This is a genomic window from Paenibacillus oryzisoli, from assembly GCF_050467285.1.
Classification (GTDB): Bacteria; Bacillota; Bacilli; order Paenibacillales; family NBRC-103111; genus Paenibacillus_E; species Paenibacillus_E oryzisoli_A.
The window spans coordinates 478,055-492,157 of the sequence record NZ_JBCMUN010000007.1; the positions used below are offsets into that span (position 1 = coordinate 478,055).

Below are 14,103 nucleotides of genomic sequence, written 5' to 3' on the forward strand. Positions count from 1 at the left end.
CCTTATAACTTACTTACCCTGCGCCTTCTTATATTCTGCGGTAAATTCCGCGATGACCTTGTCGCCGCCCGCTTTCTTCCAATCTTCCATAGCCTTCTTATAGCCGGCTTCGTCGATTTGACCCATGATGAACTTCACAATTGCATCCGTCTTAATCTTATCCAGCTCCGGCCCCTTCTCGTTCTTCGTTGCCGAGATTAGCGAGCCAGCTACGTCGTAGACGGCGATTTTCTCATTCGCTGCGACCAGGTTGCTGATCAGCTCGTTAAGCGGATCCTGCTTGAGCGGAGCACCTACATTCACGTGTGCGACAGCCAGCTGGTTGAGCGCGGCGGTTCCTGTTTTGGCCGCATCCGACAGCGTCGCGTTAGGTACGACGAAATTACCTTCCATCTTGTAATCTACATCTTTTATACCACGATAGGCAAGTGTCATGCCTTCAGGAGATGATAACTTGTCGAAAAAGCCAAGAATCTTGAGCAGCTCCGCTTCTGTTTTAATCGTGCTCTTGGAGAAGAAATATCCGCCCAGCGAGCCGCCTGTTGTGGAAGCTCTTAATCCCTTTGGTCCTGGAAGGCCCTGAATGAAACCGACCTCGATCTTCGGATCTACCTTCTGCAGATCTCGCTGATAGGTCTTCACGTTGCTATCGACAGCGATAATAATACCAGCCTTGCTCTTCGTGAACAACTCTGCTTGCTGCGTGTTATTGAGCAAAGCGAAATCCTGATTAATCGCTTTGGCCGCATACAGATTCCGATACCACTTCAGTGCTTCAAAATATTCCGGCGTCAAGAAGTTAGGCACAACCTGATCGTTCATAATACCGTTGTTCATCGGTCCGCCGAAATAGACGGAGATATCGCGGGACAACGCGTCTAGCGAGGCATACTCCGCATAGCCGATCGTGTCATTTTTACCGTTCTTATCCGGGTCATTGTCCGTAAACGCTTTCGCCATTTTAGCTAAATCGTCAAGTGTCTTCGGCTCGTCAATGCCTAAATTCTTAGCCCAATCCTTGCGATAAGCGATAATGTGTCTAGCACCATCACGGAACCGCGGAAGCAAATAAATCTTACCATCATAGCTGACCGTATTCAAAACATTTTGACTCAGCTTGCTAAGATTCGGGAACTGCTTGAGGTAAGGTCCAATCTCCCAGAATGCGCCAGCTCTCACTGCATTGACCACGTTCGTTTCTCGGCCCGTATTCGTCAGCATCACTTGCGGCAGCTCGCCGGAGGCCAGAGTCGCGTTAAATTTATCATTATATGCCGTTGCCGGAACCCATGTAAACTCCAGCTTCGTATTCGTCATCTTCTCCAATTCTAGCTTCAACGGATTGTCGTCCTTCATCGGATCAATGGCCGTCTGGGACATAATCTTGATCGTCGTTGGCGCTGCGTTAGCCGCCGGCTTGCTGCTGTCCGCTGCTACCGGCTTGGGGCTGGCACCGTCGGTACTGGAGCTGCATCCTGCCAGAAGTGTTCCTGTTAATGCCGTTGTCATAGCGGTAACCGTAATCTTGTTTATCATCGATTTGTTCATGAACGAATAGACCTCCTGATTTATATGGTTTAGGAATTGCCAACTTGCAAACTAGCCTTTCACGGAACCGAGCATCACCCCTTTTGCAAAGTGCTTTTGTAGAAATGGATACACACACAAAATAGGAAGCGTAGCTACCGTAATGACGGCCATCTTGACCGTCTCCGGCGAAGTTGTCTGTTCGGCCGCCGCCTCCGGATTATCAAGCCATCCCTGCGATAGCATAACAATGTTGCGGAGCAGCACTTGAATCGGCCATTTGGCTGCATCATTGATATACAGCACCGCCGACATAAACGTGTTCCAATGCCCAACAGCATAGAACAAGCTGAAGGTGGCGATGGCCGGTAAGGAGAGCGGTAACACAAGCCGGAACAAGATGACGAGGTCGTTCGCGCCGTCCATCTTAGCGGATTCCTCCAGCCCGTCGGGCATTTGCTGGAAAAAGTTTTTCAGAATAATGAGGTTGAACACACTGATCGCTCCTGGCAGCAGCAGAGACCAGAAAGAATTCAGCAATCCTAGCGCCTTAATGAGCAGAAACGTTGGGATCATGCCTCCGCCGAACAGCATGGTGAACAGGAGCATCATCATAAGCGGCTTGCGTCCAATAAGGTCTTTGCGGGACAACGGATACGCCATGATGGAGGTAGCGACAATGTTGATCAACGTCCCGACAACCGTGATGAATACCGTGACGAGCAAGCTGTGCACCATCCGATCGTTCGCGAAGATGATCCGGTAAGCGTTCAGGGAGAACTCGGTAGGAAACAGGATGAAATCCTTCGTGAGAACTTCTCGCTCGGACGCAAGTGAGGTCGCCACAATATGAACAAACGGAACAGTAGTAGCGAGCGCGAACAAGGACAAGACGGCATAGTTCAAATAGTCGAATATCCGACCGGCGAATGTGTCGTGATGCTTCATAACAGACGGCTCCTTCCCTTCTTAAATAATGCCTTCTTCTCCGAACTTCTTGGACAGCTTGTTTGCAGCCAGAACAAGCACGAGTCCGACGAAGGACTTGAATACCCCAACGGCAGTTGAGTAGCTGAAGGAGCCCTGAACGATACCTGATGTATACACATACGTATCGAAGATTTCGGCCACTCCACGGTTTAGAGAATTTAACAGTAAGAACATATGCTCGAAGCCAAGATCCAGAATGTCGCCAATTTTCAAAATCAACAGAATAATGATCGTACTGCGTATACATGGCAGGGTGATGTGCCACAACTGGCGCATCCGACCCGCCCCGTCAATCTTAGCCGCCTCATATAGCTGAGGATCGACCCCGGCCAGTGCAGCCAGGTAGATGATCGTCCCCCAACCCGTATCCTTCCAGATCGACTGCAAGATGTACATCGGGCGGAAGAGATCCGGATTCATCATAATGGTGAACTTTTGCAGCCCCATGGACGCAATGATATTTTGGAAGACCCCGTCCTGCATCTCGAAGATCACGTAGAACACGCCGACAATGATGACCCAGGACATAAAATGAGGGATGTAGATCAGCGTTTGAATCACTCGTTTGAACTTCACCGTACGTAGTTCGTTCAGCAATAGTGCGAAGAGAATCGGCATCGGGAAGACAAACGCAATGTTCATGAAAGAAAGCAGCAGTGTATTCTTCAGCAGCATGAAGAAGGTCGGATCGGTGAACAACCGGTGGAAGTGCTTCAGTCCTACCCACTTGCTGCCCGTCATCCCTTGGAAGGGGGAATAATCCTGGAAGGCGATGACGATGCCCCACATGGGTCCGTACTTGAATAATAGGAAGTAGATGATACCTGGCAGCAGCATGAAGTAGAGCCAGCGGTCCATCCTCATCTTACGCAACATGCTTTTTCTTCTCGAAGAGCTAGAAGCTCTAATCGGTTTCAACTCGGTTTCGGCCGAATGATTGTAGACAGCCAAGATGATTCACTCCTTCATGTAACGTAAATAAGTTCGTGCCTGATTCAGCCCAAGGAGTCGGGCAAGCCAATTCCTCTCCTTGCCTCCTCATTGTAGGAGCAAACCATCTTGACAGTCGATATTCATTTGTTCAAAAGATCAGGAAACCCAGTGAAATCAAGCTTTTCCCCGCATTTGTAATCATTATTTCACCTCGTATGCACATCTGTTGACATCGGAATATCGAGTTTGATCACCTCCAGATGTAAAAAATAAGCGGCTGCCAATTGCCTAGCAGCCGCTCTTCATGTACTATTTCATCTTATTGTTTATTGAGCTTAATATAATCGAAGACGAGATCGTAATCGGTTGAACTACTGTTCTTTCCGGTCACAGTGAACTTCAACTGCTGATTCCCCGAGCTAAGTGGAACAGACCCGATATTCAATTCTTCGTAAGAGAAGGAACTGTTAACTTTAATTCTTTAGTGGAATCATCAGGATCGTTAAGGATACCTGTTGTTTATTCGAGAGCCAAATCGATAACTTTTGCACAGGCTGATGCGTTTCTTGATAACGTGGATTTTCCCACTGCGGATACGACCATTGCACCTCAGGGTCTGGTGATGTTGGGAGAGGCTTGGCCTCCATGACGGTGAAAGCAGCCTCTTCTTCGGCGCATGTCAGTTGTATCTGCAAGCTTTTATCCCCGATGGTTAGAGTCACCATTCGCCCTGCCTCCGAGAGCTTAACCGAAGCCTGGCTATTGATATGCAGGAACCATAGAATGTCTCCAGCTTCTTTCAACGCAATCTCGTCATGAATCCGGATGTGCTGACGATTGTCGACTAGCGCAATCTCACGCAGGACCTTATCCGCCGCTTGGGCATAAGCCGCTGTCAGGTCCATGGTGGCATAGCATTCCGTCGCGCTGGCTTGAAACTGTGCAATCGCTCCTTTGGCCAGCGGATCTTGATCCGGATTGGCATCCGCATCTCCATGTTGCGGACGGGGATTAATCACGAGCGTGTTATGCCCTTCCGCCCGCTTCTTATAATAAGTCCACCGTTTGCCGTTGGTGCCCATATCCCAGAAATCCGGCCATCTGCGATTGCCTTCGCCATTGTCCATGATCCACCGCTCGCCCAGCGCATCGACGACAAACGTCCCCATATCCAGTTCACCGTGCGGGGCCTGGTTATCTCCCGCTTTGAAGCCGATGAATACCGCTTCGGGATCTTGCCAGGCGCTGCGCATCGTCGCCACTTCTATCCCCCGGTAATGTTTATCCAATGGAAGATTAGGCACTTCTGCCATATGATCAGGGCGATACCACAATAAGTCCAGCGGATTCTTCAACGACTGTCCCCCTTGATCGATGATGCCAACACGCCACTTCGTAAGTACTGGCAGGTCAAACTTCGTCGCCAACCACGCCAGGCCCTCATTATCCCGTTTATTCAGCTCCGTAAAGCAATCGGCAAAATTGAAATACAAACCGGTTGGCCCTTCCATGTAGATCGGGAAATATCCGCTTTCCCGAATGCCCTCGCTGTGCGCAAGTTCATTGAAATCAGAACCCAGCGCACTATCCAGCGCTGCAAAGGGACGCGACAGCATGACCCAGGTATAAATCCAGTAAGCCACGCCTTCATTCCAACCTCCGTCCTTCTCAAAGCTCGCAAGCGCGACAGGCATGGAGCGAAGTGCGCCTTCCAACACCTCATCGACTAGCATGGGGGCTTCTTCCCCCACCGCAAGAGCTCCCATGATGACGCCACCGTTACAGACCAAGTTCCAGTTGTTCGTCCGCCGCGGCCAGTCACTTTGTCCATAAGGTCCGTTCGGCGTATGGCGATAAATCTCACGGGCGGGCTGCAAGCCTTTCTCAATAATCGCAGAAAGTATCGCTTGCCGCTGCTCAACCGTCAACGTCTCATACAGCCAATCATAACCGATCGCACAGCTCATCATGAACGCTGACGTATGCAAGAAGAAATCCGGTCGCCAGGTCGGCAGTTCGCTTACTTCGCACAGCTCGCGATAAGCATATTCCGCAAAGATCGGATTGCCGTCTATCTTAAACATAAAGGCCAACAAAGTCATTCGACCTAACGTCGTTTCTGCAATGTCGTCCTTTCGCGGCGCATCCAGTTCGTCTAATGCTTGCTGCTTCATCGCCTCATACCATTGTTTGGCACGTGGGTCGGTGTTGATCTTAATTTTAACAGCTGCAAAATCTTCTGGTGTAGCCATTAAGCGTGGATGTTCTGCACGTAAGCATTTACGCCATTCCGGCTTCTCAGCCATCCTCATCGGTCCCCTTTCCGTAACGGAATGACCATATTCCACGTTTCCTTCGCCGCCTCAAATCCGCCGGATCCATCTGCAGTCGCTGCGAATAAATGCGTAGGCTCACCGTCCTGGAAAAGCAAAAACGGACGCTCCAAGCTCCCCATCACTTGCGTCGTACCGTCATCCCAACGAATCTCGCGTGAATAAGCCTTCGGTTGAGCAAATGGCGTCCAGTCTGTTCCATTGGCGGAATAGGCATGAATGCCTCCATGCTTTTCTCCGCATATATTCCCTTCCATATCCTTCGCGATCAATTCATAGCCTTCATCTGTTCTCCAAATAAATGGATCCTCCAGATGGAACTGCTCAGGAGGGAAAATTGGATCCTCTCGCACCACGCGGTAAGGACCTTGATAATGTTCGGCGCGTGATGCGCCAATCGTCATCATGCCATGCGCGATGTCTTCGTAACGACGTGCCTTGTAGATCAGCAGTACCGAGCCATCCGGATGGATGCAGGGTGCAGGATTGCTTGTCAAGAAGCTGTCAAAACGAGCAGGACGCGTTGGTTGAATCGGAGCATCTAGACGGTGCCAAGGACCAAACACGCTGCTCGCAATCGCGATACCCACACGTTTATTCGAACGTCCGACGATCGTTCGAGGATCATCCAGTCCGAACGGTTCCCCTTCCTTCACATCAGCAAAAGGATGCGTTGAACCCATATAATACAGGACGTACTGATTTCCTATTTTCGTAATATGCGGATTATGCGTACTTCGCCCGTCCCAATATTCTGCGCCTCTGCTCGGCAGCACCACTTCTTGAAAAGCGTAAGGCCCCTCCGGGGTGTCAGCTACAGCACGAACAACTTCCGATGCGACAAGCCAGCCCGGATGCATGGGCAAGTGCTTTGGCCAGCGTGAAGCGAACATATGGAAGCGGCCGTCCTCCCCTTTTACTACAGACCCGCACCAAACCCAGTAACCGTCCATGCGGAAGCCGCCTTTTCTTGGCGCGGGAAGGAGTTTATCTATAAAAGCTTGCTTATTTTGCAGCATGAGTACCCTTACTCCTTGTCTAGTCTGCCTTCATGCAGTTTCTGATATTGCTTTGGCGTGTGGCCATACTTCTCTTTAAAAATACGAATAAAATAATGGGTCGAATTGTAACCCAACTGCGAGGAAATATCCTGCACAGGCAATCTTTCTTCCATGAGCATTACAAGCGCCCGCTTCAACCTCAAATCGGTCACATATTCCGTAAATGTTTTTCCATTGACCGTTTTAAATAGCTTACTGACATAGTTCGAGGAAATATTGAGATGCTCAGCGACGAGATCCAGAGAGAGCTGGTTGCCCAAATTCGCTTCGATAAATTGGTTAATTTTATCCTGCAGCTTCGTATCTACCTTGAACTTGCCCAACTGCTCTTTATCTGTCACGATCTGTACGATGGGACCGAGCCAATCCGGAAACAAGGTGAGGCTTCGCAGCTTTTTGAAAGCCTCTTGGATGTCGAAACCGAGAATTTCTTCCGATGTTTGCCCGTGTGCATGGATTCGTTTACGAAGAATGGCGATCACATCCGTCAGTGCCGATTTACAGAAGGCTACTGTGTACTCCCCATATCGCAGATCATCGACGAGACTTTGAATTGTTTTGAGTGTCTGCTCTGCAAAGCCATCTCGCAGTTGATCTTCCATCTGTTGCAAATACGTGAGAATCGGTCCTGTCTCTTTACGCTGCAGAATAGATAGCTCCCCATATTTCATGATGGTGTCTGGATAGAGAAAAGCATAAGGAAGTGCTTCCTTTGCTTCGCGATACCCATCTGAAATGTCAGAGTCGTTAATGGCATACGTCACACCGACACTCAGCGTATAACTTCGATTCAATTGGGCGTCCATGATCGTCGTCATACGTACCAGAATCGCATCAATACTAGCTGTTTCGTCGAAATTGATGATACCCGAGATATGCTCATCCTCATCTTGAACGGCAAATAGGCGACAATTGATCATATCGCTCTCCAACGCTTGCACGAGATTATACACTTGCATCATCACCTCCTCGTACGGAGTGTTGTCCTGAGGCAAGAGTTGCACGACGAAACAGCAGTAATAGGGGAGGTCGATTTGAACACCTGTCACTCTTTCATTCGACAGCAACCGATCGTTCAGTTGGACTCTGCCCGTCAACAATTTCAAAATATAATTATGCCGAATAATCGGCTTGTTTCGCTCCAAATTCAGCTTTAATTCATCGATTTCCGTGCCAATTGGCTTATAAGCTCTCCTCGTCATCCAGTAGGCAACCAGCAAGTTCACGAATAGAAGCATGCTAGCAATAACGATTAACCAATTGCGAATTTCAATCGATTTGCCAAAGAAAGCATCTACAGGCACAACAGATACATATCGCCAATGATTCATTTCAGAAAGCGAATAAGAGAGAATGCTGGATTTCCCATTCACAGTGGCATACATAATGCCATCCTGCTGCCCCGCGCTTAGCAACTTTTCCCGCACACTCGGTTCAATTTGTTCCCAAGTCGACTCCTCCTGCGTGTCAATCATCAACTGACCGTCCTCGCGAACCGCCAACAAGGGGCTGCCTCCGACAAAATTGTACTCCTTCATCATTGCTTGGATCACCGCGACATCCAGATTAATGGCAACAATGCCAAGACGGCTACTCGATGGCGCGAAATAAGGAATGCTGCGGATATAGGTAATCAGCTTCTTCGTTTCCGCTCCTTCAACCGACTCTACCCGGGTCCAATCCACCAGCTTCTCTGATTGACTAAATTCATGCAGCCACGCTTCGCGAAAACCTAACGTACAACCGGTTCCAGGCAGAAAGCATACGCTTGTATCCTGGAACAGAATTTGATTGCTACGATAGTAGATGTCGATTGAGTCCAGATAGCTGACTCGATTCTTCACTTCAAATATACGTTTGGATGTCTGTAAAATACGTGAAGAATCATTATGAATATCGTGCTGTAACGGATAGACGATCGGATCACTGCTTTCGAGATCTGTAAAATAGAGATTTGGGATGCCAATGACATCCCGCAGCACCTTCTGATCCATAAAGTTGCGGAATTGGGTAACGGTTTGCATATTTAACTTCGTTAATTGTTTATTATAATTAGAAACAAAATATTGGTAGAAGACTAAAGTTGGAATCACCGTAATAATGACGACCAATAGAATATTGAATATCAACAGCCGAACGAGCGTCTGGTTCTTTTGCATCTGTTTAATCATAGGGGTATTATGATCACTCCTCAGTTGACACAAATTATACGCCGAGTATCCGTGAGTATCAATGGCGCGTGCCCACTGAGAAGCAACAGGGAAGAAGCACGATCTCTTCTCCCCTGCCCTGTTTTTCGACTTATTTCCCTAGCATTTTGTTGTAGGCATCCGTCCACTCACGTTCCACTTGATCGCCACCGCTGCTTCTGAACTTGCTTACGAAATCATCGAATGAATCCACCGAGCTTTCGCCTGTAATGATTTTGATATAAGCTTCAACTTCCATCTTACCTAATGTATTCGCGTTCTTCGAGAAAGCGTCTACCGACGGCATCGGCACCGGCTCATAGCCTTTTACTTTCGTTTTATCCGCATATTTATAAAGGAACGTATCTTTCTTCTTCATCCAATTGTCAGGGGATTGCCCTACGTTAAAGATGAACCGCCCTTTCACTTCCGCAGGCGTCTTCGTATCGCCATCCAGGTTCATGAAATTGCCATTGTCTACTTTCCAATCTTTGTCCTTAATCCCTTGCGTGATTGTTAACCAGTAATCATTATCGGCATAGTTAGTCTCAATCATTCTGAGAAGCGTTTCTACTTTTCTCGGATCCTTCACACCTTTTGTGGTAAATAGGATGGAGTTACTGAAAGATTGCCATTGCGGTGTGCCCGATTTCCCCTGTGGACCGACTGGCGCGCTTCCAAACGCATACGTGCCATTCGGCTGCGACTTCTTAAATTCAATGAATTGGCCGCCGCCTTGATCGTTTGGATTGCTAGGATCTACCTCGTTCCGCCAGTGAGCAAATAATCCTTTTCCTGTTAAACCAATTCGGTTATTGAAGAAAGCCTGTGAGTTCGCCCAGTAGCCCGTCGTATTCTCGCTCGTTAAAAACTCAGGATCAATCAGACCTGCTTTGTACCATTTTTGCAGTAAAGCAAGCGCATCTTTCATCTCCGGTTGGATACCGGCAACGACGACCTTGCCATCTTTAATCATAGGTACAACCGCTTTCACAGGCTCTTTAACACCCGCTTTGATATCGTCCCACGCAGGTCGCCCGAAAGCGCCCATGATCGCAGGAATCGCGAAGTCGGACATCCCGTACGTATCTTTCTTGCCATTGCCATCCGGATCGTCATTACGGAATTTCGTCAGTGCTTGCTCGACCTCTTGAATTGTCTCAGGCATTTTCGTAATGCCTACTTTCTTCAACCAATCATCCCGCCAAATGACCGCCGTAGGGTAACTGGAGTTAATATTTGTCGATGGTAACGCATACAATTTGCCGTTATATTTCCCAAAATCCCAAGCCTGCTTATAATTGTCATCTATAAATTTCGCATAGGTTGGCGCGTATTTCCGTACTAAGGCTTCATCAATTGGCGCAGCGACATTTTGATCGATCAGCTTCTTCAACGTCCCGACCACGGACATAATGTCGGGCATTTCACCGGATGCCAATTTCACGTTCAAGCTTTCTTCACGATTTTGCGCATCCAAATACCAAATATTAAACTTGGCATTAAACTTTTGCTCAACGAGCTTTTGAATTGGGTTGTTCGCTCCATCGGCAATTTGCGCATAGGAATTGTGAGCTAAATAATCAATGGTGACTGGCCCTTGGCTTGCAATTGTTGCCGGCGTAGCTCCATTACTTGCAGCCGGCTTGTCCTCCGCTTTATCGCTGGCGCAGCCGGAGATCAAGATTGTCGTCATCGTAGAAAGTAAGAGTAACGACGTCGCTTTACCCATTTTCATATGAATTCCCCCTAATATGATTATACTATGTTAACCTGGTTAATGAACCAGAGACTAACCTTTGACGGATCCAATCAAGGCACCTTGGATGAAATACTTTTGCAGGAACGGGTACACACACAGAATAGGGAAAATTGCGACTACAAGCACCGCCATCTTCAGCGTTTCAGTATTAATGACCTGGCGATTGCCACCTGTCATCTGCTCGATCAACGGATCGCTTCCCGTAATTAAAATGTTCCTCAGCACTAACTGCAGCACTTGTTTCTTCGCATCCTGAATGTAAATCATACTGTCGAACCACGCATTCCAGTTATACACGGCAGCATACAAACCAACTGTTGCGATAATCGGCATAGACAGCGGCAGTACGATGCGAAATAAAATGAACATCTCATTGGCGCCATCTATTTTCGCTGCTTCTTCTAAGCTTTCCGGCAGAGCAGCTAAGAAACTGCGTGTAACCAACAACATGTAAGTGCTGATCGCACCTGGCAAAATAAGCGCCCAAATCGTATTCATCATGCCCAAGTCTTTTATCAGCAAATACGAAGGGATCAGTCCGCCTGAGAAAAACATCGTCAACACAATGAACAAGGTCCAGAACTTGCGGTGGGGCAATTGTTTTTTTGCTAGCGGATATGCCCCCATAAACGTCAATAAGATGGTTAGTGTTGTCGCTAATACGGTTCGAACAATCGTATTTTTGTACGCCACCCAGATCGAACTATTTTCAAAAACACCCTTATATCCGCTGAAGTCGAACTTCGTCGGTATAAAATGAAACCCATACTTATTCACCACCTCGGGCGGGCTCACCGAAATCGTGACCACCTGCATGAGTGGCAGCAAAAATGAGATCGTAAACATCGTTAACACGATGTAAATACAGGCCACGAATACGCGGTCAAATCTAGATAATCGGATTCTCATGACTTTCCCCTTTCAACCTCTGTCAGATGATGCTTTCGTCCGTGAAGCGCTTCGCCAACTGATTGGCTGATAGTACCAGAACGAGCGCCACCACATTCTTGAACAAGCCGACCGCGGCTGCATAGCTGAAATTCATCTTGGTCAAGCCTTCTTTATAGGTATAGGTCGATAACACTTCACCTACATCCAGCACTTTCGCGTTGAGCAAGTTGAATACTTGTTCGAAGTCATCGTTAATGATGGATCCTGTTGCTAAAATGAGCATAATCACGATAACCGGCGCCATCGAAGGTAACGTAATGTACCAAATGCGCTGCAGTCTGTTGATCCCATCTACTTCCGCCGATTCATACATTTCGGGATTAATCCCGGCAATTGCAGCTAGAAAGATGATCGTGGAGAACCCGATATTCCGCCATATGTCCGAACTGACCAGTATACTACGGAACCATTGCGGCTCTGTTATAAAGAAGATGGGCTCAAATCCGAAGTAACTCAGTACAATGTTCACGGGACCACGGCTCGGTGATAGGAACTCGATAATCAGCCCAGAAAGCACGATCCAGGACAGAAAGTGCGGCATGTAACTGATCGTCTGGACAGCTTTCTTAAACCAGCGATGCGACACTTCATTTATCATTAGGGCAAGTATAATAGGCGCGGTAAAGCCAATCAGCAGCTTATAGAAATTAATGACTAGCGTATTCCCCAACACACTGAGAAAATAGTCACCCGCGAACAATTCTTTGAAATTGGCTAGCCCGACCCAAGGACTTCCCGATACGCCAAGCAGAAGCTTATAATCTTGAAAGGCAATCAGCACACCGTACATAGGCCCATAATGAAATATGGCATAATAAAGAAGAACGGGAATCAACATGATGAATAAGTATTTATTTTCCCAATATTGTCCCCAGAGGGATGTCTTCTTTGCACTTGCAAGTAGAGCCGTCGTCGTTTTTCTTATTGTAAGATTCGTGTTCAACTCCCCTTCACCTCAGATCATCTGTATTTGAGTCGATGTTATGATAACGTTTTCAACTCTTGATGTAATCATAATCGTCAGCTTCTTAGGCGTTCAATATCAATATGAAGCAAAAAATAACACGAATTGGGGTTCACCTCACAACCCTTTGAGAAATATCACAAATTGGGGAAATATCACGATTTAGTGGTATTTCTAAACGGAAAAACGCAACTGTCCTGAGCGCTCAAAGCGTTCCATTCAGTCGCGTGTTTGTTAGGGTCAATCGATTATGTTGTTGTCTCGAACTGCAACTCTTGCTTGTTGGAATCGTTCGTTCATTCCTTCTTATTTCACGTTAATATTAGCGTATATATTGGGAATGATTTCAACCATTGCGCTTGCAACCAATTGATCTATAGCGTGCTGCTGCTTCTCTTCCAAATATTTTGTTCTTAACATCGATTTTGAGTCTTCGATGCTGATGTAATCCCCGGGCTTACGATCGTTGCACTTGATGACAATAAAGAACTCGGGTTGTTCGATCAGCCCGCTTATTTCCCCCTTCTCCAACGAATTAACTTCGAAGAACAGCCATTCCTCACTCTCATTGTTGTCAAGGCGATATGTCGTTCCGTCAAACATTCTACTTTTGACCTCCGCATAGGAGGAATAGGAGCTTATTACAGATTCTACATTTGCGCCTTTCCCAATTTCATCATGAATTTTTGAAGCGATTTCTTTCGCTTGATCTTTGGTTAGTGGGGATTGTTTTCCTTCTACATCCCCATACGGCACTTTAATAAGTTGTGTTTGTATATAATCAGGCTGCTTCAAATCGTTAGGAGCTGTAGTTTTCCAATTTTCATACGTTTGTTTAAGAGCTTCCTCCGTGACTTGACCTTCATTTTTGTCATACCACTCCTGAAGGCGAATCATCATATTGCTGTGAAAATAGTTGAAGTATTCCTTCTCATTTAATTGCCGTGGACCATAGATCACTTCTCCTTTGGTTACGGCTTCACTTCTTCGCTTGTTTTCTTCGTTTAACCTATGGAGGAAAGCCTCGTAGCTAATATCATCTAGCAGACCTTTTTGTTTCATCAGGATTTGCTCGGCCTTAATGACTTTCAGTTTTTCCACCGTTTGCTGCTTGGCGATATCAAGTGGGATTTCGCCTTGGAAGCTTCTCGTCCAAAAAGTCTTACTATCTTTCGCCCCATATTTTTCATGGAAATATCCAAATACATTAGCAACCGAGTCATTTAAGAAAAACTGAAATTCCCCCATTGACACCTTCTCGCCATGAATAGTCATGACAACGGAATTCGGATCAATTGATGCAGTGTCACGTGTTTCCATCAACCAAATCATAGTCAGGCATGCAAACATTAACAACAAGCCTATAATCAGCTTCGATTTTTTCGTCAAATCT

General features: G+C 47.0%; 10 protein-coding genes. All 10 read right to left on the bottom strand.

Annotation, left to right across the window (positions count from 1 at the left end):
* Window positions 1-9 precede the first annotated feature (9 nt).
* Window positions 10-1,548, bottom strand: coding sequence for an extracellular solute-binding protein (locus ABE504_RS14390; protein WP_430089550.1), 1,539 nt, complete (start codon window positions 1,546-1,548; stop codon window positions 10-12).
* Window positions 1,549-1,599: 51 nt separating this feature from the next.
* A complete protein-coding gene (locus tag ABE504_RS14395) occupies window positions 1,600-2,475 on the bottom strand; it encodes a carbohydrate ABC transporter permease (RefSeq protein ID WP_430089553.1) in 876 nt (291 codons plus the stop codon).
* Window positions 2,476-2,496: 21 nt separating this feature from the next.
* Window positions 2,497-3,393, bottom strand: coding sequence for an ABC transporter permease (locus ABE504_RS14400; protein ID WP_430089556.1), 897 nt, complete (start codon window positions 3,391-3,393; stop codon window positions 2,497-2,499).
* 530 nt (window positions 3,394-3,923) lie between these two features.
* Window positions 3,924-5,756 (bottom strand): heparinase II/III domain-containing protein, encoded by a 1,833-nt coding sequence (locus ABE504_RS14405; RefSeq protein ID WP_430089558.1) that lies wholly within the window; start codon window positions 5,754-5,756, stop codon window positions 3,924-3,926.
* A 2-nt stretch (window positions 5,757-5,758) separates the two neighbouring features.
* Window positions 5,759-6,802: a glycoside hydrolase family protein gene (locus ABE504_RS14410; RefSeq protein ID WP_430089561.1), complete on the bottom strand. Its 1,044-nt coding sequence runs from the start codon at window positions 6,800-6,802 to the stop codon at window positions 5,759-5,761.
* A gap of 8 nt (window positions 6,803-6,810) precedes the next feature.
* Window positions 6,811-9,015 carry an AraC family transcriptional regulator gene (locus ABE504_RS14415; protein WP_430089564.1) on the bottom strand — a complete coding sequence of 735 codons (2,205 nt, stop codon included), beginning with the start codon at window positions 9,013-9,015 and terminating at the stop codon, window positions 6,811-6,813.
* 130 nt (window positions 9,016-9,145) lie between these two features.
* On the bottom strand, window positions 9,146-10,771 hold the full coding sequence (locus tag ABE504_RS14420; protein WP_430089567.1) for an extracellular solute-binding protein: 1,626 nt from the start codon (window positions 10,769-10,771) through the stop codon (window positions 9,146-9,148).
* Window positions 10,772-10,825: 54 nt separating this feature from the next.
* Window positions 10,826-11,704, bottom strand: coding sequence for a carbohydrate ABC transporter permease (locus ABE504_RS14425; protein WP_430089569.1), 879 nt, complete (start codon window positions 11,702-11,704; stop codon window positions 10,826-10,828).
* Window positions 11,705-11,726: 22 nt separating this feature from the next.
* Window positions 11,727-12,689, bottom strand: a complete 963-nt coding sequence (locus ABE504_RS14430; RefSeq protein WP_430089571.1) for an ABC transporter permease — start codon at window positions 12,687-12,689, stop codon at window positions 11,727-11,729.
* Between the two features lie 327 nt (window positions 12,690-13,016).
* Window positions 13,017-14,099: a peptidylprolyl isomerase gene (locus ABE504_RS14435; protein ID WP_430089574.1), complete on the bottom strand. Its 1,083-nt coding sequence runs from the start codon at window positions 14,097-14,099 to the stop codon at window positions 13,017-13,019.
* Window positions 14,100-14,103 lie beyond the last annotated feature (4 nt).